Consider the following 25,009-nt stretch of genomic DNA (forward strand, 5'->3'; position numbering starts at 1 on the left):
CTCGCCGATCCATAAAAAAGGGCCCGCGCTGGCGCGGGCCCTGATGGTGTGCGGGATGATGATCCCGTCAGTGCTTGATGTCCGCCGGCAGCACGCCGCCATTGGCCGCGAGCTTGGTCATCACCTGCTTGTGCAGCCAGATGTTCATGCTGGCGGAATCGTTGGTGTCGCCGCTGTAGCCGAGCTCCTTGGCGAGCTCCTTGCGGGCCGACAGGCTGGAGTCGATGTCGAGCGCCTTCATCAGGTCGACGATCGATGTGCGCCACTCGAGCTTCTCGCCCTTGGCGGCAACCGCCTTGTCGAGGATGGGGGCGACGTCAACGGACTGGGCGGGCGCAGCACCGGCAGGCACTGCGGCAGGAGATGGCGACGCGCTGCCGGATCCACCGGCGGGAGCTGCGCTTGTGGCCGTTCCGCCGGCGGGCGACGCGCTGGCGCTGCTGCCGAAGATCGCGCCCATGATTTTTCCGAAAATGCTCATCGTTCGCTCCCAAGAGAGTTGAGATGTGAAGGTCACACGGCAATGCGCCGGCTGACCGCGGTCGCAGTTCAAGTGTATCGCCCCCTCAATACCTTGCCAATGCGACATTCACTTAAGCGTGAGTGCTTTTGCCGCGGTTTGGGAGTAGCCTCGCTCAACAGTTCGCGACACGGCCAGTTCCCTGCTTTGTCTTTCGCGTCTGGCTTGCTCGTGATCGCTTCGAGAGGCGGTACGTTTGTGCCCGCGCGCCGGGCGCAGAATGCGCCCGCCCAGAGGGAGACAACGACCATGGCCACACCATACCAAGGCAATGTCGCATCGATGACGCAGAGCGGACAAGGTGCCGTGTCTGCGCCCGTCATCCGCACCATCGGCCTGTCCGATCTGCATCAAGCGCTGCGTCTCGGCTGGGAAGACTTCAAGGCGGTACCAAGCCACGCCATCATCCTGTGCCTGATCTATCCGGTGCTCGGCATCGTGCTCGCGCGCACCGTGCACGGCTATTCCGTGCTGCCCCTGCTATTTCCGTTGGCCGCGGGCTTTGCCCTGCTCGGCCCGTTTGCCGCGATCGGCCTCTACGAGATGAGCCGCCGCCGCGAGGACGGCGGCGAAGCATCTGCGTGGGACGCCATTCAGGTCTTCCGCTCGCCGTCATTCGGCGCAATGCTCGGGGTCGGAACAATCTTGTTCGCACTGTTCGTGACCTGGATTGCGACCGCGCAGGCGATCTACACGGCGGTGTTCGGTTATGCGATTGCGGCTGACATTCCCGATTTCGCCGGGCGCGTGCTCACCACCCCGCAAGGCTGGTGGCTGATCGTGGTCGGCTGCAGCGTCGGCTTCCTGTTCGCGCTCGTCGCGCTTTGCATCAGCGTGGTCGCCTTCCCGATGATGCTCGACCGCCAGGCCAGCGCCGGCGAAGCCATGGTGACGTCGATGCGCGCCGTCGCGCAGAACCCGGTGCCGATGGCAGCCTGGGGCCTGATCGTCGCGGTGCTGCTGGTGCTCGGCACGATCCCGTTCTTCCTCGGGCTTGCCGTCGTGATCCCCCTGCTCGGTCACGCCACCTGGCATCTCTATCGCGAGGTCATCGTCAAGGATCCGAACGCACGGCCGGTGTTCCCCGAGCCGCGTGAGCGCAAGCCCGCCGCCGACTTCCCCGCCAACCTGTTCCCGTGGCGGCGCAGCGATCGCGGATAAGCGCCGGTCAACCTGAGCTCGTAAACCTCACAGCAACCGCCGGCCGATACATTCGGCCGGCGGTTTGTCGTCCCGGACCGTCAAATGGATGTGAAATTGGCGTGGCATTTGCAGCGCGACCCCGAGAAAAACGGCCCTACCACGAGCCTTGTTTTGGCCGCTGTTGCCGCGAACATACCCGCGGCGTTGCGCGACCAATCGATGACATCGCAGACTCCGGAGTGAAATTGCCTATGACCTCTCGCTTTTCCTTTCGCACCCTCGCCGTTGGGGCGTGGCTCTTGACCTCGACCGCGTCAGCGCTCGCCGCCCAATGCGGCACGGGCACGTTCGAGTCCTGGCTCGACGATTTCAAGAAAGAGGCCGTAGCAAAGGGCATTTCACAGAACGCGATCCAGGCCGGGCTGAATGGCGTCACGCAGGACAAGGCGATCCTGGCGCGCGATCATTCGCAGCAGGTGTTCAGCCAGACCTTCGAGCAGTTCTCGGGCCGCATGGTGCCGCCGCGGCTCAATCGCGGTTCCGACATGATGAAGCGCTACGGCTCGGTGCTGTCGCGGATCGAGGAAGCCTACGGCGTGCCCGGCGAAATCCTGGTCGCGATCTGGGGCCTGGAAACCGATTTCGGCGTCAACACCGGCAAGTTTCCGACCCTGCGTTCGCTGGCGACGCTGGCCTATGATTGCCGCCGCTCCGACATGTTCAAGGCCGAGTTGATGGATGCCTTGCGCATCGTCGAGCGCGGCGATCTCGCACCGCAGGAGATGCGCGGCGCCTGGGCCGGCGAGATCGGCCAGACCCAGTTCATGCCGTCGTCCTACATCAAGTTCGCGGTCGACTTTGACGGCAACGGCAAGCGCGACCTCCTGCACAACGTGCCGGACGTGCTGGCCTCGACGGCGAACTTCCTGAAGAGCTATGGCTGGAAGAAGGGCAAAGGCTGGGAGCCCGGCAGCGAGAATTTCGCGGTCATCCAGCAGTGGAATAAGAGCGAGGTGTACGCCAAGACGATCGGCTACTTCGCCACCCAGCTCGCCAAAGCGCCATAAGGTACGTCGCCATAATTGCGCAGCGAGTGGTCAGAACGATGCGCAAGTGGTCGAGAGCGTGAGGCCAACCGACTGTTGATGAAAGCGCTGCCTGTATGCGGCGCCGATCTGCGTCAGGCGTGCCAAGGTCTCCGGAGTCTCGGCAGCGATGATGCGCACGACAAAGGACTGCTCGCGTGTGATCCGGCCCGTGTCCGGGTCGCGCCACTGGCCGGAAGCCTTGAGCAGGGTCAATCCATCTGGAAAGCGCGGTGTCACCTCCCTCAGAAGGAAGTCCGACCATTGGACGTCCGATACGCGGCCATGTCCGGCGATACGACGTCCAAACAGCAGTTCGGCCTGCATCATCGACTTGCCATTGATCAGCTGGCACGAAGTTGCTGCGCCTTCGGCGGCGGATGTGTGACTTCCCGCAACGAGGACAAGCCACGCCGCGGCGTGGATCAGTGCGCGCATGAAGTTCGAACTGTGAGCCTTGCCGCTCCGGCCGACGACGTCCTGGGTGTTGCGGTCCGGTACACGATCCAGGCAGACAGCGACCTTCCGAGGAACACGGCCAGTACGCCGATGATGCCCATGGCAAGCCTGACGTCGCCGGGCGCGACATCAACACGCAAAAATAGTGCTAAAATCACCCTATATCCTTCTGCGAGCGGGCCAATCTTGCGCTATCGGTTTTAGTGACTTGTCCGCCCGCTGGCTTGGACATGCGCGACAACGCATTGGATGAAAACGACTTGGCGGGTCGGTATTTCAATCTGTATACGGTTCGGCCAGTGGACGTGCGTTCCACCCCGGACTGCACTCGCCGCTGGGGGAAACCGCGGACGGAACATACGTAGGACGCTTTGAAAGAGCCAAGTCGTTGGCCAGAAGCCCTGCGTCGCGTTCGTTAGTTGCCGCCGAACCGGGTCGCCTTGGTGAACCAGACGCGGCAATCCGGCGACATCTGTTGCGACAGCTTGAGTTTCCCGATGACCTCGACGGCCAACGACGTTGCACTTTCCCGGTTTTCCCTGGAAGATTTTGCCGAGAAGGACCGTATGGCCGCATGGCGTGATCTGTACGGCCGACTGGTGCTGAAGGCCGACCTCGCGCCACTGCCGGATCATTCCTTGCATGCGGACGTGACCGTGCGGATGCTGCCCGGGCTGTCCATCACGTCGGCCAGCATGTCGGCGTTTCGCTACGAGCGGGGTGCCGAGCAGTTGGCGGATGGCAACGACGGGCTCGTCCTGGTGATGGGCTCGCACGATGCCATGATGGTGCAGCATCGACGCGAGGTCACGTGGAGCGCCGGCGACGGGTTGTTGGTCAGCTCGGCGGATCCGGTCGCGATGGTGTGCCCCGCCCCAGCGAAGATTCTGTGCCTTCACGTTCCACGGCCGGCGCTGGCGCCGCTGGTGAGCAGCGTCGATTCCTCCGTGATGCAGCCCATTGCGCGCTCCACCGAAGCGCTGAAATTGTTGGTGAGCTATGTCGGGGCGCTGCAAGAGGATGATGCGCTTGCCACGCCTCAGCTACAGCACCACGTGGCCTCGCATGTGCACGATCTGATCGCTGTGGCGCTCGGCGCAACGAGAGATGCCGCGGCTCTTGCCGATGGGCGGGGCGTCCACGCAGCGCGGCTGCGTGCCATCAAGGCCGATATCATCGACCATCTCAATCATGGTAATCTCACGGTTGCGGCTGTCGCGCGGCGGCACGGCGTCACCTCGCGACAAGTGCAACGGATGTTTGAAGGCGATGGGACCACATTTTCACAATTCGTGCTTGGGCGCCGCCTCGCGCGAGCGCATCGATTGCTCGTCAATCCGCGCTACGCCGATCGGCCTGTGAGCGCGGTCGCCTTTGAGGTTGGTTTCGGCGACGTGTCCTATTTCAACCGCACCTTTCGCCGGCAATACGGAGCGCCCCCCTCGGACGTGCGTGAATCGGCACGAAGGGGGCTGAACGCGAACATTGGCCCTGATTCAATCCGGACCGATCGCGCGCCAGCCAAATAATAAGGGCCGATTGCCCCAGGCAATCGGCCCTTATCGTCATGATCAAAGCTTACTTCGCCATGCTGGCTTCAGCTGCCTTGCCGAGGTGTTCGCCGCATGCGCCCCACTTGTTGTTCAGCATCGCGTCCTGGGCGAGCGAGACTTCCTTCTCCGCCGCGAATTTGACCTCATTGTCAGCCATAGCTTCGACGGCCGCTTCAGTCTTGCCGAAATTGGCGCCGCTGCAGCCGACGCCCACGTGATGGCGATGAGCGGCCTGAGCCGGGGCGACAGCGTAAACGACGGCAGCCATGGTGGTCGCTGCGATCAATGTCTTGATCATGGGATGTTCCATCTTTTGTTCTTGAACAGAATCCTGCGTGATTGCGGAATCTGCGGAGTGATTATTCGCTGTTACCGGCACCGTTCAGAATGAACTTCGCGCGATACGAATGTGATGAGCGCTGCACGCGTATCGCGCATGCGTTGCATAGTATTTTGATTACAAGCCGGTAAGGAAGCGGCGCCGCATTGGCGATGCTGGAAGCGTTCACTTCAATCAATGCATTTCCGATAAGCAGCAGGCGATCCCCCGCGACATCCTGGACCCGGGCGAAATCCGCGCCGCGGTCAGCTCCGTATTACCTCACGAGTCAATGCGGCCGATTGACGCTACGTCCGCCGAGCTGCCCGCGCCGCCATACAATGAACTTATAATCACTTCTAATGCAAGATATTGCATGCGAATCACGCATGGAACACATCGACGTGATCTTTCACTCACCAAGGCATTTCAGCTTGATCACACGGTCTGTAATTACCACATAACTAGTGCGGCAAAGGCCAGAGAAATCCTGTTAACCCACTGATCTCAAGAATATTTTATCGAGTGCAGCGAAGTCGCGGGAACTTCCGTCTCTGGCCCCGCTCTCGATGCCGCAAACGGTTAACCGGAACTTACCTCCGCCATGCGTTTTGAGCCTAGCTGCATCGCAACATTGGAACTACCGCACTGCACTATATCATCTATATTCACTTCAACGATGAGGCTTTGGAAAAGCTGAATCTGAACTACTAGGAGACTACCATGTTGCTCTCGCTCATCCGCATGATCCAGGCTTTCCGGGATTATCAGCGCAATGTCAGCGAACTGTCCCAGCTCAGCGATCGTGAACTGGCCGATATCGGCCTCGACCGCTCGGACATTCCGCGCGTTGCCGCCGGTACCTACAACGGCTAATCGGCCGCAAGCCATCTGATGAACGGATAACGCCCGCTTCCACAGCGGGCGTTGTCGTTTGTAGCGCAGTTTCAGATGCATATGGTCACGAAACGCGCTAACGCTGCGCGATGACACCGCATCAATCCTCTTCCCAACCCGTGCACATCGTGGGCGCGGGGCTCGCCGGCTCGGAAGCCGCCTGGCAGGTCGCCAACTCCGGCGTCCGCGCCGTCCTGCACGAAATGCGCCCGCAACGGATGACCGAGGCGCACCGGACCGACGGCTGCGCCGAACTGGTCTGCTCGAACTCGTTCCGCTCCGACGATGCCGCCAACAACGCCGTCGGGCTGCTGCACGCCGAGATGCGGCGGCTGGGCTCCCTCATCATGCGCTCGGCCGATGCCAACCAGGTGCCCGCCGGCGGCGCGCTCGCGGTCGACCGCGACGGCTTTTCCGCCGCCGTCACCAAGGCGCTCAACGAGCATCCGCTGATCGAGATCAGCCGCGAGGAAGTCGCAGGCCTGCCGCCGGCCGACTGGAGCAATGTGATCGTCGCGACCGGTCCCCTCACCTCGGCGCCGCTCGCCGACGCCATCAGGCAGCTGACCGACGAGAACGCCCTGGCCTTCTTCGATGCGATCGCGCCGATCGTGCACAAAGACTCCATCGACATGTCGGTGGCCTGGTTTCAGTCGCGCTACGACAAGGTCGGCCCAGGCGGCACCGGCGCCGACTACATCAACTGCCCGATGACCCGGGAGCAATATGATGCCTTCGTCACGGCGCTGCTCGACGGCGAGAAGGTCGACTTCAAGGATTGGGAGACCAACACGCCGTATTTCGACGGCTGCCTGCCGGTCGAGGTGATGGCCGAGCGCGGTCACGAGACGCTGCGCCACGGACCGATGAAGCCGGTCGGATTGACCAATCCGCACGATCCGACGGTGAAGCCCTATGCGATCGTCCAGCTGCGGCAGGACAACAAGCTCGGCACGCTCTACAACATCGTCGGCTTCCAGACCAAGCTGAAGCACGGCGCGCAGCAGCGCGTGTTCCGCACCATCCCGGGCCTCGAGAACGCAGAGTTCGCCCGTCTCGGCGGCCTGCATCGCAACACCTTCCTGAATTCGCCAAAACTGCTCGATGGTCAGCTGCGGCTGCGCGCACAGCCGCGGTTGCGTTTCGCCGGGCAGATGACGGGCTGCGAGGGTTATGTCGAGTCGGCCAGCGTCGGCCTGATTGCCGGCCTGTGCGCCGCCGCCGACATGCGCGGCGCCGCGCTGACGCCACCGCCCGCCACCACCGCGCTCGGCGCGCTGCTCGGCCACATCACCGGCGGCCACATCGAAACCATCGACGCCGGGTCGCGCTCGTTCCAGCCGATGAACATCAATTTCGGTCTGTTCCCGCCGCTTGCCAGTGCGCCGACCAAGAAGCCGGACGGCTCGCGGCTGCGCGGCAACGAGAAGACCGTCGCCAAGAAGCAGGCGATCAGCGCGCGGGCGCTCGCCGACCTCGATCACTGGATCGCAGAGCACCCGCGCGTTGCGGCAGCGGCCTGACAGTCATGAGCTTGCCGAAAGACGACGACGCCACCCTGTCGGCGCGATGGAGCCAGGGCGTGCTGCTCAAGCGCGACGTGTTCTCGACCGTCGAGCGCGGCCGTTTCCGCGCCGATGACGGCGAGGTCGAGGGCGTGCTGCGCCGGCTCGATCAGGTGCCGTTCTGGTCGTTCGCCGTGGCGCTGCATCTGTTCTCGCGCGAACGCCGCGCGCTGACCCTGGCGCGCGACCTCGACGTCGGGCCGAAGCTGTTGTGGGCCGGCCGGCGCGCGCTGGTGCGCGGCTTCATCGACGGCGCGGCGCTGCATCTGGCGAAGCCGCATGGTGACGTCGCCTATTTCCGTTCCGCCAAGGCCGCATTGCGCAAGCTGCATCGCGCCGGCATCTGTCACAACGACCTCGCCAAGGAGCAGAACTGGCTGGTCGGCCGCGACGGCCGCGCCTATCTCACCGACTTCCAGCTCGCCGCCTGCTTCAGGAGCCGAAGCCGGCTGTTCCGCATCGCGGCCTATGAGGATCTGCGGCATCTCTTGAAACACAAGCGCAGCTACGCGCCGGAGGCGTTGACGCCGAAGGAGCGCAAAGTGCTCGCGAAGAAGTCCGCGGTCGCCAGCGTCTGGCTCAAGACCGGCAAGAAGGTCTATCAGGCGATCACACGCGGCATCTTCAATTTCACCGACCGCGAGGGCGGCGGCCGGCGGCTCGTCAACGACGCCCCGGTGCTGGTCGATTTGATCCGCAGGAATCCTGACGTACGCGATACCGCGATCGTCGCCTTTGCCGACCGACGCGTCGGCGTCGGGCTCTACGCCTTCGTCGAGGCGGATCAGTCGGCGTTGGAAAAGACGCTGCGCAGCGAGCTCGCCGCGGCCAAAGGCGTCAAGCCGCCCGAACACATCCAGATCGTTCACGCATTGCCGCGCGATGCGGCCGGCAAGCCGCGCACCGAAATCCTCCAGCTCGTCGCGATGAATCAAATCGACCTGATCGAGCCGATGATGCGTAGCGACGCCGATCGCGAGTTCCTCAAGGACATCCTCGAGCAACGCAAGAATCTGCGCGATCGCTTCAATTTCGAGGTGGCCGAGATGGATCGGCTGGCGCGCTGAAGCACGTACGTGCGTCCCGATTTGGGCCCCTCGACAAACGCGGCGCGAACCCCCACTGTTGCGAAGGGCTAGCGCGCTCAAGGGACATGTTAAATGCCACTCACCCGTGGCCGTATCGGGGGATATGATTCCGAACGATTGGCGTTCGGATTCACCATGATGCACGGCGACCAGGAAGTTGAATGCCAGATCAGCGACGCCGCAATGGACGAGCTCGCCGGCACGCGCGGAACAGCGAGCATGGCGCGGCAGGCGCAATTCGTCGCGTTGCGCGACGCGGTCGAACAGATTGCATCCGACATTTATGACAGTGGCCCGATGGTCAAGGGCTTAACGGTCCGGATCTTCACCAAGCACATCTCGAGGGAACAGAGCTAGCGGCCGAACTCTTCGGTGCGCGCGGCTCGCCACAAGGTCCACAGCGCGCGCAGGCGCGAGACCGGCTTCGGCACGAACGGATCGGAGTCGACTCTCCTCGCCCGGCTCAGCTCGCGCCTGACGTGAGCGAGCGGCAGGAAGATCGGCCGCACGCCGGATGGCACATCGGCAAGCAGCCCGAATGCGGTCTTGAGATGGCCCTGGGCCTCCTCCGCAAGCTGATCGATCGCAGCGCGGATATTCGGCGTCGGCTTGCCGGCAAACACCTCCTCCGTGCTGCTGCCGTGCTGCTGCAGCAGCTGCAGCGGCAGAAACAGCTGCTGCCGAGATGCGTCGCGGCCCAGCGCGGCAATGACCTGCGCCATGCCCTGGGCAAGGCCGGCATGGCGGGCCAGGTGATCGATCGCCTCCGATGGCCGCGCCACCACGCGCGTGGCCTGCGCGAACAGCACTGAGGCCGTGGCGTCGAGATAACCTTCGAGCGCGGCAAGCGTGGGCATCGGGTCGTTGTAGAGATCGAACTGGTGCTCCTCGACCAGCCCCGAGAATGGCGAGACCGGCAGGCGGTGATTGCGGATCGCGTAGAGCAGCTCTGCCGCGACCGGATTGCCCTCGACGCCGCCGTGCCCCGTGCCGGCCAGCATGTCGGTCCACCATTGCAGCCGCATCTCGCCGGGCAGCGGCTGGCTGACCTGCTCGTGCACGCGCGCGACCTCGATGTTGAAGGCATAGATCGCGAGCAGCGCCCGGCGCTCCGGACCCGGCAGGAACAAGGTCGACGCGTAGCGCACGAAGTCATGGGTCCGCACCAGATCGGCGCAGAAGGCTGCGCCGTCCCTCGGCGCCTCCACCACGCTCATGGCACCGCGATCAGCGCCGCCGCGACCCGGCGCCGCTCACCCAGCATGATGTTGTAGGTGCGGATCGCAGGGCCCGTCTGCATCGGGTCAAGCACCACGCGGACCGCACGCAAGGCCTCGCGCAGTCCCTTTGGCGGCACCCAGACCTCGGTGCCGGTGCCGACGATCAGCGTGTCGATCGCATTCGCTGCCGCGAACACCTTTTGCAGCGAATATTCGTCGATCTCCTGCGGCTTCGTGACCGGCCAGGCCCAGATCGAGTCCGGCAGGCACAGCAGCGAGCCGCGATGCGACATATCGGCAAACGCGAAGCCGCCCTTGCCGTAGGCCTCGATCGGCGCCGACCTCGGAAGATGGGGAGCGTCCGAGGGGTTGCTCATGACCGGCTACTTCTTGGCTGCCGCAGTGTCCGGCTTCTTGGCCGGCGCATCCTGCGCCTCGCCCCGCGTGGTGTGAACGCCGAGATAGATCAGGATCGGCGCCGCGATGAAGATCGAGGTGTAGGTGCCGACCAGCACCACGCCGAACATCATCACGGCGGTGAAGCTGTGGATCGCCTGGCCGCCGAACAGCAGCAGCGCAAGCAGCGCCAACGTCACCGTGACGTGGGTGATGATCGAACGCGACAGCGTCGAGTTGATCGATTCGTTCAACAGCTGCGGCATCGGCATCTTCTTGTAGCGCCGCAGCATCTCGCGGATACGGTCGTAGATGACGACGGTATCGTTGAGCGAGTAGCCGAGGATCGTCAGCAGCGCCGCGATGCTGGTGAGGTCGAAGTCGACCTGGGTGATCGACATGAAGCCGATCGTGAGCACGATGTCGTGGACGTTGGCGATCATGGCGCCGAGCGCGAACTGCCACTCGAACCGGAACCAGAGATAGATCAGGATGCCGATAATCGCGAACATCAGGCCGATCATGCCGTAGGCAAGCAGCTCGCCGGAGACGCGCGGGCCCACCACCTCGACGCGGCGGTAATCGACGCTATCGCCGAGCGCGCCGCGCACTTTCGTGACCGCATCCTGTTGCGCCTTGTCACCGCCCGGCTGTTCGGCGACGCGGATCAGGACTTCGGCCGGACCTCCGAACTGCTGCAACTGCACCTCGCCGAGGCCAAGGCCGTTCAGGGTCGTGCGCATTGCGGCGATGTCGGCTGTGCCGGACTTGGACCGCACCTCCAGCAGCGTGCCGCCCTTGAAGTCGATGCCGAAATTCAGGCCGTGGGTGAAGAACAGCGTGATGGCGAGGATCGAGAGCAGCGCCGAGATCGGGAAGCTGATGCGGCGGAAGCGCGTAAAGTCGAAATGCGTATCGTCGGGGACGATGCGCAGCGACGGCAGCAAGCCGAGCGCCGCGACCACGGTCAGCACGGTGATCAGGATGCCAAGGCCAATGAGAACGGTATGGGTCACAATAGGCCTCTCAGATCGGCACGGTTTGCGGCCGCTTCCACCGCACCCATGCCGCGACGATCAGGCGCGTCAGGGTGAAGGCGGTGAACACCGTGGTGATGATGCCGATGCCGAGTGTCACGGCAAAGCCGCGAACCGGCCCGGTGCCGATATAGAACAGCACGGCGGCGGCGATGAAGGTGGTGATGTTGGAGTCGAGGATGGTCGCCAGCGCCCGCTTGAAGCCGGCGTCGATCGCCGAGATCGCATTGCGGCCGCCGCGCAATTCCTCGCGGATGCGCTCATAGATCAGCACGTTGGAGTCCACCGCGATACCGACGGTCAGCACGATGCCGGCGATGCCGGGCAGCGTCAGCGTGGCGTTGAGCAGCGACAGCAGCCCGAAGATCATGGCGACGTTGATGGCCACCGCGATGTTGGCGAACACGCCGAACAGCCGATAGGTGATCAGCATGAACACGATGACCAGCACCGAGCCGACATAGGCGGCAAGCTCGCCCTTCTCGATCGAGTCCTGCCCGAGGCCGGGACCGACGGTGCGCTCCTCGACCACGGTCAGCGGCGCCGGCAGCGCGCCGGCGCGCATCAGGATCGCCAGATCGTTGGCCGACTGCACGGTGAAGCTGCCGGAGATCTGGCCCTGTCCGCCGGTGATCGGCTCGCGGATCACCGGTGCCGAGATCACCTTGTTGTCAAGCACGATCGCAAACGGCTGGCCGACATTGTCGGCGGTGGCCTGTGCGAATTTGCGCGCTCCTGACGTGTTGAACTTGAAGCTGACGATCGCCTCGCCGGTGCGCTGGTCAAAGCCTGGCTGGGCATCGGAGAGCTCGCCTCCGGACACCAGGACCTGCTTCTTGACGACATACGGAACCGGCGGCGGCGACGCGCTCATCAGGAGCTCGGAGTCCGGCGGCACCCGGCCCTGCTGGGCCTGGTCTGCCGACACCGAGGTGTCGACCATGCGGAATTCCATTTTCGCGGTCTTGCCGAGCAGTTCCTTCAGATGGGTCGGGTCCTGCAGGCCCGGGACCTGCACCAGGATGCGGTCGGTGCCCTGGCGTTGAATCACCGGCTCGACGGTGCCGAGCTCGTTGACGCGGCGCTCGACGATCTGGATCGATTGCTCGATGGTCTTGCGCATCCGCTCGATCATCGCGGGCTGCGACACGGTCAGACGGATCAACCCGCCCCCGGCATCGGTCACGTCGACGTCGCGCTGGCCGCTGGAGCCGAGCAAGCCGCCGATCGGCTGGGCGACCTCGCGAAGTTTGGTGATCGCCGCCGGAACATCGGCCTCCTTCGCGATCCGGGCCTCGACGGCATCGTTGCGGATCGTGATGCCCCCGGTGAAGCCAATCCTGGCGTCACGCAGCGCCTTCCGAGTATCGTCGCGGACCTGCTCGAGCTTCTCCTTCTTCACGTAGTTGGAGTCGACCTCGAGCAGCAGATAGGAGCCGCCCTGCAAATCGAGGCCGAGGACGAGGCGCCGCTGCGCCCAGGCCGGCCAGGTCTTCACCTGCGCTTCGGGGAAGAAATTGGGCACGGCGCACAGGCAGACCACCAGCGCTGTCAGGATAATCCCCAGCGCTCGCCACCGCGTGAAATACAACATCGAATTGACCTGTCAGATTCGGCAAGAGGCTTCCGCGGCGATCAGCTCGCGGATGCCTCGTCCTTGGCGTCGCCCTTCGCCGGCTCACCCTTGGTCCGCACGCCCGAAATCATCTGGCGCATCTGCCGCACGCGGACGCCGTCCGAAATCTCGAACTCGATCTGGTCGTCGTCGACCACCTTGGTCACCTTGCCGACGAGGCCGCCCGAGGTCACCACGGTGTCGCCGCGGCGGATGTTCTTCACGAGGTCCGCATGGTCGCGCACCTTCTTCTGCTGCGGGCGCAGAATCAGGAAGTACATGATGACGAAGATCAGCGCGAATGGCAGCAGCGACATCAACATGCTGTTGGTGTCACCACTTGCTCCAGCCTGAGCAAACGCAGGAGTAATCAGCATTCGGACGATCCTCGGATAAGACGGGAAAGAACCGGCAGTGCCCTCGACCTTCGGGGCGGTATGGCGGTCCGGACAAATTCGCGCGGACTATAGCGGCCGCGGTCCCAATTGCAACGTTAACGGACCTTCATTTAGGGCGCTTGCGGGACCGCCGCCAGCCCGATAAGGCTGCGCCGACAGGAACTGGACAAATGCCGAAAAAAGCCAAAAAAACCACCAGTAAAACAACCAGCAAAACCGCCGCCAAGGCTGCCGCCAAGCGCGCCGCAAACGCCGCGACAAAACGCCCGGCAGCGGCGCTCGACGGCGCTGCCGCCGAGCGGATCGCGAGCGCCCTGGAGGCCATCGCCAGCCGGCTCGCAGCCGCCTCCCCGGCGTCCGATCCGGCTCGCTCGTTCGGCGCCGCGGACGCCTTTGTCTGGCATCCGGACGGCCGCCTTGCCCCGGTGCCGCGCGTCAGCCGCGTCGAGATCGGCCTGCTCAAGGGCGTCGACCGGATGCGCGATATCCTGATGGAGAATACCGAACGCTTCACCAACGGACTGCCCGCCAACAATGCGCTGCTCTGGGGCGCCCGCGGCATGGGCAAGTCGTCGCTGGTCAAGGCCGTGCACGCCAGCATCAATGTCGACCGCAAGCCGGCCGACCGGTTGAAGCTGATCGAGATCCATCGCGAGGACATCGAGAGCCTGCCCGGCCTGATGGAGTTGCTGCGCGGCTCCTCGTTCCGCTTCATCGTGTTCTGCGACGACCTCTCCTTCGACGGCAACGACGCCTCGTACAAGTCACTGAAGGCAGTGCTGGAGGGCGGCATCGAGGGGCGTCCCGACAACGTCATCCTCTACGCGACCTCGAATCGGCGCCATCTGCTGGCGCGCGAGATGATCGAGAACGAACGCTCGACCGCGATCAATCCGGGCGAAGCGGTCGAGGAGAAGGTGTCGCTGTCGGATCGCTTCGGCCTCTGGCTCGGCTTCCACCGCTGCAGCCAGGACGAGTACCTCGCGATGGTGAAAGGCTATTGCGACCATTACGGCATCAAGATCGCCGAGGACGAACTCGAACGCGAAGCGCTCGAATGGTCGACCACTCGCGGCTCGCGCTCGGGCCGCGTCGCCTGGCAGTACACGCAGGAGCTCGCCGGCCGGCTCGGCGTGCGACTGAGCGGCGCCTAGCGCAAGCGGCGCGTGCAGCGGATCGCGGGCCTTCTGAATTCGGCGCGGCATGGGTACACTCGGACCCATGCCGGCTGACCCAAGCATGACTGCGAGACGCTGTGGCGAGTGCACCGCTTGCTGCGATGGCTGGCTGAAGATCCGGATTCGCGATCACGACGTCTATCCCGGGCGGCCGTGCCCGTTCAGCAGCGCCGCCAAATGCTCGATCTACGCCGAGCGTCCGGTCGATCCCTGCCGGAATTTCGTCTGCGGATGGCTGGCGCCAACCAGCCCGCTGCCCGACTGGATGCGTCCGGACAGATCCGATCTCATTTTCCTTCCCGCAAGCTTCGTCTGGCGGACGATCCCGGTCGACGTCGCGGTCGCCGTCGGCGCCCGCCCGAAGGCAAAGGCGCGCGCCTGGCTCGAAGCCTTCAGCCGTGACATGCGACGGCCGCTGCTGCTGCAGTCGGACGGCGAATGGCACGCGTATGGGCCACCGCAATTCCTGCGAGAGATGGTCGAGCGGATATCAAGCGGCCTCGACCCATTGAGGTAATATAAAACCTCTTGCAAGCGCATCCTTGCCTAGACTTGGCATGCATTATCCCAATTTCACAGTGTGATGTTGCGTCGCAACCATAACTTGTCAGCCACACTGACACAGTTTGCAAACAGCAATTACATCAACGACCTCAGCCCTGAAGCAGGTAAGTCAAATTTTATTCCGAAAGCCACGGTGCGACAAATTGATGCACTGCAACAGTATTATAGTACCCTTTATGTCACACAGCGCGTTTATCATCCTCGACACGCACGGCACCCATGTATCTGGCATTTCGTATACCTTAGCATTTCCGCCCGTTTGCAGCCTCAGCACCCCGCTGAGGTGATCGGCAGATGGGGGAATGGATGAAGAAGAGACTTCTCGCAGGAACAGCATCCGCAGCGATGTGCCTGGCGCTGACGCAAGGCCCGATCCACGCGGCAACGCTCGACGACGTCATGGCGCGTCTGGACGCACTCGAACGAAACAATGCGAAACTCGCCAAGGAGAACGCCCAACTCAGGGATCGTGTCAATCACATCGCGAGCCATCCGGCTCCGCCTGTAGCGGCAGGCACGACGCCGAAGGGCAATCCGGTCCAGCACGCGGCCGTTGCGCCCTCCCCGGCACCGCCCGAGCATGCTGTCGTCAGCATCGGCGGCGCGCCGCTCTACACCAAGGCGACAGGTACCAATGCCTTCGTCGACAACACCACCGTCACGCTTTACGGCCACGTCGATCTCTCCGGCGACTTCTTCAACGCCGGCGTGTTCGATCAGGGCAACAAGTTCGGCGTTTCGAGCAACCTCACCTATTTCGGCGTTCGTGCCCGGCACAATCTCGAGCCGTACGGCTTCGCCGGATGGGCCGCCGTGGCGCAGTTCGAATCGCTGGTCGAAGTCGCGGCTGTTCCGACCGAGCGCGCAGCGTTCGGCACGCGCGACAGCTTCATCGGAATGGAAACGCCGTGGGGCGCGATCAAGGCCGGCAAGTCCGATACGCCGTACAAGAAATCAACTTCCAAGTTCGATCCGTTCTCGGCCACGCTTGGCGACTACAATTCGATCATGGGCAACACCGGCGGCGACCTGCGCGCCGAGTTCGATTGGCGCGCGGGACACGCGGTCTGGTACGAGTCGCCGATCTGGAACGGCTTCCAGGCGACCTTGATGGCCTCGCCGGGACAGAACACGGCGCGTGACAACAGCGATTTCGCGCTCGGCGACTTCAACTGTCCCGCCACGTCTTCCCGCGGCAGCGGCAGCGGCTTCCCGCTGACCTCGGCGCCTGAAGGCTGCACCGACGGCTCGTACGGCAACCTCTACAGCGCGGCACTCACCTACAACAAGGGTCCGTTCACTGCGGTTGCAGCCTATGAGATGCATGAGGGCACCAACCGCACCGGCGACGAGGCGGTGACGCCGCTCAGCAACGGCGGCGTGCTGATCGTACCGACGGGAGCCGTCGGCATCGCCAACGAATGGGCTGCGAAGCTCGGCGCCGGCTATGGCTTCAACGACGGCATCGGCAAACTGCAGCTCTACGGCATCTACGAGATCATGCGCCGCGAGCACACCGTTGCCGACTTCAACGAGCGGTCGCGTGACGGCTACTTCATCAGCGCCACGCAATCGGTCGGCGCCTGGGACGTCAGCGCATCCTGGGCTCACGCCAATGCCTCGCCGGGCTCGCCCGGGACCGGTATATTCAACAATTACACCGTCACTCCGGCGGCCGGCTCGGCGGACTTTGCGCTCAACAGCGTGGACAGCAGCGCCGATCAGTATGCTGCGGGCGTCAAGTACCACTTCAGCCCGTTCGCGACCTGGTATCTCGTCGGCAGCTATCTGCGCAACGGCCCCGGCGCACACTACTGCCTCGGTGCAAGCGGCCACGGCTACGCCATCTGCGGACGCGACGCCAACAACAACGTGGTCGCCGGCAACAAGGCCAAAGCGATCACGACCGGCATGACCTTCGACTTCTAGATCAACAAAACGGGGGAGGCTTGCGCCTCCCCCGTTGTCTTTGTTGTGAGACTTGGAAGTCCCTTGGAAGTCCCGGCGCGTAACTTATGCGCCGTTGAGGAACTGGAGCGGATCGACCGGAGACGATCCCTTGCGAATTTCGAAGTGGAGCTGCGGCGAGCCTGCTTCGCCGGTCTGGCCCGACTTGGCGATCACCTGGCCGCGCTTGATGGTGTCGCCGCGCTTCACCAGGATCTCGCTCGCATGGGCATAGGCCGTGACGTAGCCGTTGGAATGGCGCACCAGCACGAGATTGCCGTACCCCTTCAGCTCATTGCCCGAATAGGCGACGACGCCGTCTTCGGCGGCCTTCACCGGCGTGCCCTCGGGCACCGCGACGTTGATGCCGTCATTGACCTTGCCGTTGGTCTTCGAGCCGTAGGCGGTGATGACCTTGCCGCGCACCGGCCAGCGGAACGTCGGCAATGCGCCGGTGGCCTCGCTCGACTTGGTGACGACGGGCGTTTCTGCAACGGCGGCCGGCTGTTCGACGGTTGCGGTCGGCTGAACCAGCCGCGCGCTCTGCTGCGGCAGCGCCGTGGCGACGACCTTCGGGGCCGCCATGGCCGGCGCCGGAGCGACAGCGACCGGTGCGGCAGCAACAGGCTGCGCAACCGGCGCGGGAGCCGCCATCGCCGTCTTGGCGCCGGGCACCACGAGCTTCATGCCGAGGCTCAGCCGGGCCGACTGGTCGAGATTGTTGGCACGCGCGAGCTCAGCCACCGGGATGTGATGCTGGCGCGCGATGCTGTGCAGCGTGTCGCCGCGATTGACATAGTGGACGCCGGCAGGCGCGGCCGCCACCGCGACGGGCCGCGTGGCCGGTGCGGCCATTGCAGGTGCCGCGGCCACTGCCCCTGGACGCGGAATGATCAGCTGCTGGCCGGGCGACAGCGCGCGCGGTCCCTTGTAGCCGTTGGCGTGCAGGATCTCGGCGGTCGAGACGTTGTAGCGGCGCGCCAGCACTTCCAGCGTGTCGCTGGTGCCGACGATGATGGTGGTGCCGCTATGCGAAGCATGCGCGGCGGCGACCGAATGCGGCACGCTGCCGGTGGCTTCGATCTGCGGGCGCGCCGGCGGCGGGGTGTAGGACGACATCCCGCGCCCGCCTCCGGAGACGCCGGCATTGGCGACCGGATAGGACTGCGGCGCGGCAACCGGCGGCGGCAATGGCTGCGACTGGTACTGCGAATACTGCGGTTGGGTCCGCGGCCGCGCGTATTGCGGTAGCTCGCGCGGCGGCGCCTGCTGCACAGTGCCGGTCGGCTGCGGATCGAACGCAAACGGATTTTGCGAATAGGAGTTTTGCGAGAAGCGCGACGACATGTCGGCGCTGCAACCGGCAAAAGCCATGGACATCAGCGTCAGCACCGCAACCTGCGGTACGCGACGCGAGCGAAGCAACTCAACAACCCCAGACATGGTTACTCACTCGTACGCAACAAAAGACTGTTTTGAGTAAACACGTCGCGAGTAAATAACCGCTTAACCCTGCGAATAAGGCGTTGGTGCCAAGCAGCAAATCGCCGAATTTACAATTCGCGCGCGATTCCGGGCAACGCCGGCACAAAGCGGACGTCGACCAGTTCCTTGCGGTCGAAGCCGTTCTCGGTCCGCACCACGCGGACCAGGGTCTGGGTGCCCTGGTGCGGCCCGACCGGGGCGATCAGGATGCCGCCCGGATCGAGCCGCTCCAGCAGCTTCTCCGGGATCTGCTCCATCGCCGCGGTGACGATGATGCGGTCGAAATCGCCCGCCCCCGCCGGAATGTCGAATCCGTCGCCGAGCAGTACCTCGATGTTGTAATAGCCGAGCTTTTCAAGCCGTTTCCGCGCGCCGTCGGCCAGTGTCCGGTACCGTTCGATGGTCAGGACCTGTTTGCACAACCGGGACAGGACGGCCGCCTGATAGCCCGATCCGGTGCCGATCTCGAGCACACGGTGGTCTTTCTGCAGCTGCAGCTGCTCGGTCATGTAGGCCACGACGAAGGGCTGGCTGATGGTCTGCCCGCAGGCGATCGCGAGCGCGCTGTCGCGATAGGCCTCGTTGCGATCGCGCGGATCGACGAACATCTCGCGCGGCACCTCCTCCATGGTGCGCAACACCGCCTGATCGCTGACCCCTCGCCGCCGCAGGGTGAGCTGAAACATCATCTTCTCGGTCGGATCGGGCTTCAGGGCCATGTTCATCAGCGTCTCTGGGCAGCAGCGCAGAATCTTGCTCCTGCTTGATGCCATAGAAATCCGAAATACCGCGTTAAGGAAAAATTTCCCGTCACCTTTTGTTCCCGGTCAGGAACCAACACGCCGATTTCGAGTTGGCGCCAATCCGCAAGCTTCCCATATAATCGACAGCGATGCGCTGATAGCGCCGAGATGCGCGGGCGGCGGTTGAGCCGTTGCCACCCGTCGGAGTCTGGACGAATCTCGCGCAACGAGTCAGTCAGGGCGATCCGGCGACGCAGTGGCGCGCGCTGGAAACCGGCTAATTCCCAAACGTTTGCATTGCGCCTTGTAGTGTTATTTGCGAGCCTATTTCAGGGACGGGCAAGGATTCCATCATGACAGCGATACGGCCGGCGGGCTGTTCAGTTTTCCTCGTGGAGGACGAGGTCATGATCCGGATGATGGTCGCCGATATGCTGGAAGAGCTCGGCCATAGCGTCGCGGCCGAGGCCGGCGAAATCGGCGAAGCGGTCAAGCTCGCGCAATCGACCGAATTCGACCTTGCGATCCTCGACGTCAACGTCAATGGCAAGGTGATCACGCCGGTCGCCGAGCTGATCAACGCCCGCAATCGCCCCTTCATCTTCGCGACCGGCTATGGCTCGTCCGGCCTGCCGCCGGAGTATCGCGATCGTCCGGCCCTGCAAAAGCCCTTCCAGCTGGAAACTCTCGCCCAGGTGATCTCCAGCGCGATGCGGAGCGCGCCGGTTTAGATATCAGGTTGTCCGTAGCCCGGATGGAGCGTAGCGCAATCCGGGAATTCTTTCACCCGCTGAGAGCGTCCCGGATTTCGCTTCGCTTCATCCGGGCTACGAGAGATCACTTCAGCGTTTCGACCAGCGTCTCCGAAAACACCTCATCGGTGCGATCGAGCCGCAACGGGGTCACCGAGACGTAGCGCGCGGCAAGCGCGGCGAGATCGGTGCCTTCGGCCGGCGCATCCATCATCGCCGCGCGCTCGAAGCCGATCCAGAAATACGGATTGCCGCGGCCGTCGTGACGGCGATCGATCTTCAGAAAACCCTGATTGCGCTTGCCCTGCCGCGTGATGCGGATGCCCTTGACGTCATCGGGCATGCAGGAGGGGAAGTTGACGTTGATCACGGTGTTTCTCGGCACGCCTGCGTCGATCACCTTGCGGATGATGTCGGGCCCGAACTTCAGCGCGGTGTCCCACAGCGGCGCGTTGCGCGTCTCGATCGAGAATTCCTGCGACAGCGCGAATGACGGAAAACCCAGGATAGTGCCTTCCAGCGCGCCGGCGATGGTACCGGAATAGACCACGTCCTCGGCGACGTTGCGGCCCTTGTTGACGCCGCTCAGCACGAGATCGGGCAGCTTGTCGCCGAGGATGTGGCGCGCGCCCATGATGACGCAATCGGTCGGCGTGCCGCGGACCGCGAAATGGCGTGGGCTGACTTCGCGCAGACGCAGCGGATCGTTGAGCGACAGCGAATGCGAGACACCGGACTGGTCGAGTTCGGGGGCAACGATCCAGACATCGTCGGACAAGGCGCGTGCGATCTGCTCGACGACCTGCAGGCCGGGAGCGTGGATGCCGTCATCATTGGTGCAGAGAATTCGCATCCGTCAAAGTGCCCTTGGTTCCGATTCGACGCGGGTTTCTAAAGCCGCGGTTTCTTCAGTTGATTGCCGTCTTAACCGGCTAGGCCCTTGGAGGCAAACCCGACGACGGCCCACGCCAACGCGCTGATGTCACGCGCCACGGCTGCAGAAATTTGCCGCTGCCGGCGATCTTGCGGACGAAGACCGGCCAGGCCGGCCTCCGCACGACTTTGACGACGGGCACCAGCGGCGGCACTTCGAGTTTTTTGGCCGGCTCGGCCTGGCGGACTTCGTCGGGGGCTTGGGACTTGAGAGCTTCTGATCTGACGGGCTCAGGCTTCCGAGGTTCAGGCTTGGGAGCCTCCCGTTGTGCAGGTTCAGCCTTGACAGGTTCGGCGCTGGCAGGTTCGGCCTTGGAAGGTTCAGCTTTGGCAGTTTCCTTGGCAGTTTCCTTGGCAGTTTCCTTGGCAGGTTCAGCTTTGGGAGGTTCGCCCCTGCGCACCTCGGACCTGGACGGCTCGGACGTGATCGGCGCGGATTGGCGAAGCTCGGGCGGTTTCGGAAGCTCCGGTTTGAGCAATTCGGCCGCGCCGGCTTCGCTTTTGCCGGGTGCAGACGGGAGAGGATCGAGCTTGAGCGATGCAGGCTTGGCAGGCTCTGCCTTCGGGGGTTCGACCTTCCGGTATTCGGGCTTCGGCTCCGCAGGAACAACCGGCGCTGTTTCGCGAAGCTCGGGCTTTTGCTCCGATTTGGGGAGCTCTGGCCTGACAGGTTCGACCTTACGCAACTCAAGCTTCGGCGTCTCAAGCTTGGGCAATTCGGGTCTGGGCGGCTGCGGTGCGGGCACATCCGCCGCCGGCGACGGCGTCACCGATTTTGATTTCAGCCTCGCCAGCAGTTCCTCGATCGAGGGCACCGAGGCTGCGTCAAGCGGCGCGCGCGGCGCGGCCGGTGGCGTCGCCCGGACCGGAGGTGGCGGTGCCGCGATCGGCGCCGGCGGCGACAGATCGGCCGGCGCCAATTGCGCGAACTTGCCGCGCGCGATCTCCAGCGCCTTGTCGAAATCAGGCCGGTCGATCCACGCCTTCGACTGCACCTCGACCACGCGGGCTTCCCACAAGCGCGCGGCCTCGATGTCGTAGTAACCCATCTGCTTCTGGTTGATCAGTTGCAGACCATGGCCGGTGACGGCCCATTGCTTGCCAAGCCAGTGGATGTCACGGTGCAGCGGCATCGCACTGGCCCTCGCCTTACATGCCGTGCTCGATGACCTTGAGCCCGCCCATATAGGGCTGCAGCACATCGGGCACCGCGATCGAGCCATCCTGCTGCTGGTAGGTCTCCATCACCGCAATCAAGGCGCGGCCGACCGCCGTGCCGGAGCCGTTCAGCGTATGCACGAAGCGCGGCTTGCCGTCGGGGCCGCGGTAGCGCGCATCCATGCGGCGGGCCTGGAAGTCGCCGCACACCGAGCAGCTCGAGATTTCGCGATAGGCGCCGCCATCACCCTGCCCCGGCATCCACACCTCGATGTCGTAGGTCTTCTGCGCGGAGAAGCCCATGTCGCCGGCGCACAGCGTCATCACCCGATAATGCAAATCGAGCTTCTGCAGCACCTGCTCGGCGCAGGACAGCATGCGCTCGAGCTCATCCTTGCTGGCTTCAGGCGTCGTGATCGACACCAGCTCAACCTTGGTGAATTGGTGCTGCCGGATCATGCCGCGCGTGTCGCGTCCCGCCGCGCCTGCTTCGGCGCGGAAGCACGGCGTCAGTGCGGTGAGCCGCATCGGCAGCTCTTTTTCATCGAGGATGGATTCGCGCGCGAGGTTGGTCAGCGAGACTTCCGCGGTCGGAATGAGGCCGAGGCGTTCGCTGCGCAGATCGGCATTCGGGGCCGAGAGCAATTCACCCTTGATCGCCCAGAACTGGTCGTCCTCGAATTTCGGCAACTGGCCGGTGCCGAACATCACGGCGTCGCGCACCAGCAGCGGCGGGTTGATCTCGGTGTAGCCGTGCTCGCCAGTGTGCAGGTCGAGCATGAACTGCCCGATCGCACGCTCGAGCCGCGCCAACCCCTTCTTCAGCACGACGAAGCGTGCGCCGGACAGTTTCGCCGCCGCCTCGAAATCCATATAGCCGAGCGCAGTGCCGAGATCGTCATGCAGCTTCGGTTCAAAACCGTAGTCGCGCTTCTTGCCGAACACATGGTGCTGCACGTTGCCGTGCTCGTCGACACCGTCGGGCACTTCGTCGAGCGGCAGATTGGGAATCGACGACAGCTGCTTCGTCAGCTCTTCATCGGCCGACTTCGCGGCCAGCTCGAGCTCCGGCATCGTGGTCTTGAGCTCGGCGACTTCGGCCATTAGCTTGGCCGCGCGCGCCTCGTCCTTTGCCTTCTTGGCGTCACCGATCTCCTTGGAGGCCGCATTGCGCCGCGCCTGGGCCTGCTCGGACGCCAGGATCGCTGCACGCCGCTTCTCGTCGATCGCCAGCAGCGACGGCGACAGCGCCTCAAGTCCGCGGCGCTTCAGGCCGGCGTCGAAGGCAGTCGGGTTGTCGCGGATCGCTTTGATGTCGTGCATGGCAGTCGGGGTCCTAACGTCGCTCAGGCAGATAACGTTGTATGTCAACGTTTTGCGGCGTGCCTCAACTAGCACAACTGGCATCGCCCGCGAAGGCGGGCGATCCAGTATTCCAGAGGCGTCAGCGTGTCACCGAGAAGCCGCGGCGTACGGGATACCCCGCTTTCGCGGGGCATGACGCCGAGTGTGAGGCGAAATCACCCTATTCGGCCGGATTGGTCGCCGATGGCGCCCCGGACGAGGCGTTCGTGGCAGCGGCCTTTTTCTCCACCATGCGCACCGCGATGATGGCGCCCTCATAGAGCGCGAGCAGCGGGATCGCGAGCGAGGCCTGGCTCAGCACGTCGGGCGGCGTCAGCACCGCGGCGATGATGAAGGCGATCACGATGAAGTAGCGCCGCTTCTCCTTCAGCATCTTCGAGGTGACGATGCCGATGCGGCCGAGCAAGGTCAGGATCACCGGCAGCTGGAAGGCGATGCCGAACGCGAAGATCAGCGACATCATCAGCGACAGATATTCGCCGACCTTGGGCAGCAATTCGATCTGCGCGGTCTCGGAGCCGCCGGCCTGCTGCATGCTGAGCGAAAAGCGCGTGATCATCGGAAAAACGACGAAATAGACCAGCATCGCGCCGAGCACAAAGAACACCGGGGTCGCGATCAAATACGGCAGGAACGCATTGCGCTCATGCCGGTAGAGGCCGGGCGCGACGAACTTGTAGATCTGGGTCGCGACGATCGGAAACGAAATGAAGCCGGCGCCGAACAGCGCAAGCTTGAGCTGGGTGACGAAATACTCCAGCAGCGCGGTGTAGATGAACTTCGAGTTCGCCGCCCCGGCCACCCAGACATACGGCCAGACCAGGATGTTGTAGATCTGCTTGGCGAAGAAGAAGCAGATGATGAAGGCCACGCCGAAGCCGAGCAGCGCCTTGATCAGGCGCGAGCGCAGCTCGATCAGGTGATCCATCAAGGGGGCCTTGCTGGCCTCGATGTCTTCAGCGCTCATGACGCCCTCGCGTCCTTGAGCACGTCCGGCTGTGCCGGCGTGACGTCTTGCGGTGCCGGCTCGGGCTTCACCTCATTGGTGATCGCGAGCGGCTCGCCTGTGGCTGCATGCGCCTCGGCCTCGACGAAGGTTTCCGGCGTTGGCTCGGCAGGTGTCGTGGGCGTCACCGGTGCGTCGCTTGACGTCACCGGTGCGTCGATCGCCGAGGCGACCTGCGCATCGACCGGCTTGTCGATCTGCAGGGCGTCGGTGACGTCCTTCTGCAGCGAGGTCATGATGTTGCCGCTGGTGATGCCGGTTGCGGCTTCCCTGACCTCGTCGAAGCTCTTCTTGAGGTCGGCCATCTCGGCCTCGCGCATGGCTTCCTGGAACTGGCCCTGGAATTCGGCGGCCATCTTCCGGGCCTTGCCCATCCATTGCCCGACCATGCGCAGCACGCCCGGAAGTTCTTTCGGGCCGATGGCGATCAGCGCGACGACCGCGATGACGACCAGTTCACTCCACCCGATATCGAACATGAATTGTTCCGCCTAAGCGCGCCGCCATCGGCCCCATCGCTCCCAACAGGATGTGGGGCTGCCGGCGCCTTTTCTCAATCGGCGTCCATAGCGCGTCTGTGCGA

26 protein-coding genes are annotated in these 25,009 nt (G+C 63.9%); 11 read left to right on the forward strand and 15 right to left on the reverse strand.

What is annotated here, in order from left to right; genetic code table 11:
- Positions 1-67: 67 nt before the first annotated feature.
- On the reverse strand, positions 68-481 hold the full coding sequence (locus tag FBZ93_RS00455) for a DUF3597 domain-containing protein (RefSeq protein WP_146984026.1): 414 nt from the start codon (positions 479-481) through the stop codon (positions 68-70).
- A 288-nt stretch (positions 482-769) separates the two neighbouring features.
- Between FBZ93_RS00455 and FBZ93_RS00460 the strand changes: the two genes are divergently transcribed.
- Both FBZ93_RS00460 and FBZ93_RS00465 read left to right on the forward strand, forming a co-directional pair.
- Positions 770-1,681 carry a DUF2189 domain-containing protein gene (locus FBZ93_RS00460; protein WP_146984027.1) on the forward strand — a complete coding sequence of 304 codons (912 nt, stop codon included), beginning with the start codon at positions 770-772 and terminating at the stop codon, positions 1,679-1,681.
- Between the two features lie 233 nt (positions 1,682-1,914).
- Positions 1,915-2,730: a lytic murein transglycosylase gene (locus tag FBZ93_RS00465; RefSeq protein WP_146984029.1), complete on the forward strand. Its 816-nt coding sequence runs from the start codon at positions 1,915-1,917 to the stop codon at positions 2,728-2,730.
- Between the two features lie 30 nt (positions 2,731-2,760).
- Here the strand turns inward: FBZ93_RS00465 and FBZ93_RS00470 are convergent, their stop codons facing one another.
- The gene (locus tag FBZ93_RS00470) at positions 2,761-3,186 is read right to left on the reverse strand and encodes a DUF3574 domain-containing protein (protein WP_146984030.1); all 426 of its coding nucleotides are present in this window, start codon (positions 3,184-3,186) and stop codon (positions 2,761-2,763) included.
- Between the two features lie 518 nt (positions 3,187-3,704).
- Between FBZ93_RS00470 and FBZ93_RS00475 the strand changes: the two genes are divergently transcribed.
- Positions 3,705-4,736 (forward strand): AraC family transcriptional regulator, encoded by a 1,032-nt coding sequence (locus FBZ93_RS00475; protein WP_146984032.1) that lies wholly within the window; start codon positions 3,705-3,707, stop codon positions 4,734-4,736.
- Positions 4,737-4,785: 49 nt separating this feature from the next.
- Here the strand turns inward: FBZ93_RS00475 and FBZ93_RS00480 are convergent, their stop codons facing one another.
- On the reverse strand, positions 4,786-5,070 hold the full coding sequence (locus tag FBZ93_RS00480) for a hypothetical protein (RefSeq protein WP_146984691.1): 285 nt from the start codon (positions 5,068-5,070) through the stop codon (positions 4,786-4,788).
- Positions 5,071-5,802: 732 nt separating this feature from the next.
- Here FBZ93_RS00480 and FBZ93_RS00485 point away from each other — a divergent pair.
- From FBZ93_RS00485 to FBZ93_RS00500, 4 genes are all read left to right on the forward strand, one after another.
- Complete coding sequence (locus FBZ93_RS00485) at positions 5,803-5,955, forward strand: DUF1127 domain-containing protein (RefSeq protein ID WP_016846063.1); 153 nt, start codon at positions 5,803-5,805, stop codon at positions 5,953-5,955.
- A gap of 110 nt (positions 5,956-6,065) precedes the next feature.
- Positions 6,066-7,499 carry a methylenetetrahydrofolate--tRNA-(uracil(54)-C(5))-methyltransferase (FADH(2)-oxidizing) TrmFO gene (trmFO, locus tag FBZ93_RS00490; RefSeq protein WP_146984034.1) on the forward strand — a complete coding sequence of 478 codons (1,434 nt, stop codon included), beginning with the start codon at positions 6,066-6,068 and terminating at the stop codon, positions 7,497-7,499.
- Positions 7,500-7,504: 5 nt separating this feature from the next.
- Entirely contained in the window at positions 7,505-8,608 is a 1,104-nt protein-coding gene (locus tag FBZ93_RS00495) for a serine/threonine protein kinase (protein ID WP_146984035.1), read from the forward strand.
- Positions 8,609-8,701: 93 nt separating this feature from the next.
- A complete protein-coding gene (locus FBZ93_RS00500; protein WP_146984037.1) occupies positions 8,702-8,986 on the forward strand; it encodes a DUF1488 family protein in 285 nt (94 codons plus the stop codon).
- Here the strand turns inward: FBZ93_RS00500 and FBZ93_RS00505 are convergent.
- Genes FBZ93_RS00505 through yajC form a run of 5 tightly spaced genes read right to left on the reverse strand, consistent with a single transcriptional unit; the run spans position 8,983 to position 13,274 of the window.
- Positions 8,983-9,846 carry a phytoene/squalene synthase family protein gene (locus FBZ93_RS00505; protein ID WP_146984039.1) on the reverse strand — a complete coding sequence of 288 codons (864 nt, stop codon included), beginning with the start codon at positions 9,844-9,846 and terminating at the stop codon, positions 8,983-8,985. The genes FBZ93_RS00500 and FBZ93_RS00505 overlap by 4 nt on opposite strands.
- A complete protein-coding gene (locus tag FBZ93_RS00510) occupies positions 9,843-10,226 on the reverse strand; it encodes an Mth938-like domain-containing protein (RefSeq protein WP_074126129.1) in 384 nt (127 codons plus the stop codon). The genes FBZ93_RS00505 and FBZ93_RS00510 overlap by 4 nt, the downstream gene beginning before the upstream one ends.
- A 6-nt stretch (positions 10,227-10,232) precedes the next feature.
- Complete coding sequence (secF, locus tag FBZ93_RS00515) at positions 10,233-11,261, reverse strand: protein translocase subunit SecF (RefSeq protein WP_146984040.1); 1,029 nt, start codon at positions 11,259-11,261, stop codon at positions 10,233-10,235.
- A 10-nt stretch (positions 11,262-11,271) separates the two neighbouring features.
- Positions 11,272-12,876 (reverse strand): protein translocase subunit SecD, encoded by a 1,605-nt coding sequence (gene secD / locus FBZ93_RS00520; protein ID WP_146984041.1) that lies wholly within the window; start codon positions 12,874-12,876, stop codon positions 11,272-11,274.
- A gap of 41 nt (positions 12,877-12,917) precedes the next feature.
- On the reverse strand, positions 12,918-13,274 hold the full coding sequence (gene yajC / locus FBZ93_RS00525; RefSeq protein ID WP_021081225.1) for a preprotein translocase subunit YajC: 357 nt from the start codon (positions 13,272-13,274) through the stop codon (positions 12,918-12,920).
- Positions 13,275-13,465: 191 nt separating this feature from the next.
- Here yajC and FBZ93_RS00530 point away from each other — a divergent pair, with 191 nt between their 5' ends.
- From FBZ93_RS00530 to FBZ93_RS00540, 3 genes are all read left to right on the forward strand, one after another.
- Positions 13,466-14,449 carry an ATP-binding protein gene (locus FBZ93_RS00530; protein WP_146984043.1) on the forward strand — a complete coding sequence of 328 codons (984 nt, stop codon included), beginning with the start codon at positions 13,466-13,468 and terminating at the stop codon, positions 14,447-14,449.
- Between the two features lie 85 nt (positions 14,450-14,534).
- Positions 14,535-14,990 carry a hypothetical protein gene (locus FBZ93_RS00535; RefSeq protein WP_146984044.1) on the forward strand — a complete coding sequence of 152 codons (456 nt, stop codon included), beginning with the start codon at positions 14,535-14,537 and terminating at the stop codon, positions 14,988-14,990.
- Positions 14,991-15,343: 353 nt separating this feature from the next.
- On the forward strand, positions 15,344-16,966 hold the full coding sequence (locus FBZ93_RS00540; RefSeq protein WP_167528859.1) for a porin: 1,623 nt from the start codon (positions 15,344-15,346) through the stop codon (positions 16,964-16,966).
- A gap of 84 nt (positions 16,967-17,050) precedes the next feature.
- Here FBZ93_RS00540 and FBZ93_RS00545 read toward each other — a convergent pair whose 3' ends face one another.
- A complete protein-coding gene (locus FBZ93_RS00545; RefSeq protein ID WP_146984048.1) occupies positions 17,051-18,427 on the reverse strand; it encodes a LysM peptidoglycan-binding domain-containing M23 family metallopeptidase in 1,377 nt (458 codons plus the stop codon).
- A 110-nt stretch (positions 18,428-18,537) separates the two neighbouring features.
- Positions 18,538-19,194, reverse strand: coding sequence for a protein-L-isoaspartate(D-aspartate) O-methyltransferase (locus FBZ93_RS00550; RefSeq protein WP_208763942.1), 657 nt, complete (start codon positions 19,192-19,194; stop codon positions 18,538-18,540).
- 371 nt (positions 19,195-19,565) lie between these two features.
- On the opposite strand from FBZ93_RS00550, the gene FBZ93_RS00555 reads away from it, so the two are divergent.
- A complete protein-coding gene (locus tag FBZ93_RS00555) occupies positions 19,566-19,943 on the forward strand; it encodes a response regulator (RefSeq protein ID WP_095734447.1) in 378 nt (125 codons plus the stop codon).
- A gap of 106 nt (positions 19,944-20,049) precedes the next feature.
- Here FBZ93_RS00555 and surE read toward each other — a convergent pair whose 3' ends face one another.
- The 5 genes from surE to tatB form a co-directional block, all read right to left on the reverse strand.
- Positions 20,050-20,817, reverse strand: a complete 768-nt coding sequence (gene surE, locus FBZ93_RS00560; RefSeq protein ID WP_146984049.1) for a 5'/3'-nucleotidase SurE — start codon at positions 20,815-20,817, stop codon at positions 20,050-20,052.
- A 79-nt stretch (positions 20,818-20,896) separates the two neighbouring features.
- Positions 20,897-22,030 (reverse strand): hypothetical protein, encoded by a 1,134-nt coding sequence (locus FBZ93_RS00565; RefSeq protein ID WP_146984051.1) that lies wholly within the window; start codon positions 22,028-22,030, stop codon positions 20,897-20,899.
- A gap of 16 nt (positions 22,031-22,046) precedes the next feature.
- Complete coding sequence (serS, locus tag FBZ93_RS00570; RefSeq protein ID WP_146984053.1) at positions 22,047-23,378, reverse strand: serine--tRNA ligase; 1,332 nt, start codon at positions 23,376-23,378, stop codon at positions 22,047-22,049.
- A 202-nt stretch (positions 23,379-23,580) separates the two neighbouring features.
- Complete coding sequence (gene tatC / locus FBZ93_RS00575; protein WP_146984055.1) at positions 23,581-24,387, reverse strand: twin-arginine translocase subunit TatC; 807 nt, start codon at positions 24,385-24,387, stop codon at positions 23,581-23,583.
- Entirely contained in the window at positions 24,384-24,905 is a 522-nt protein-coding gene (tatB, locus tag FBZ93_RS00580; protein WP_146984056.1) for a Sec-independent protein translocase protein TatB, read from the reverse strand. Before tatB ends, tatC begins: the two co-directional genes overlap by 4 nt.
- Positions 24,906-25,009 lie beyond the last annotated feature (104 nt).

Origin of the sequence: Bradyrhizobium macuxiense, assembly GCF_007993935.1 — a bacterium.
In the GTDB taxonomy this organism is placed as follows: Bacteria; Pseudomonadota; Alphaproteobacteria; order Rhizobiales; family Xanthobacteraceae; genus Bradyrhizobium; species Bradyrhizobium macuxiense_A.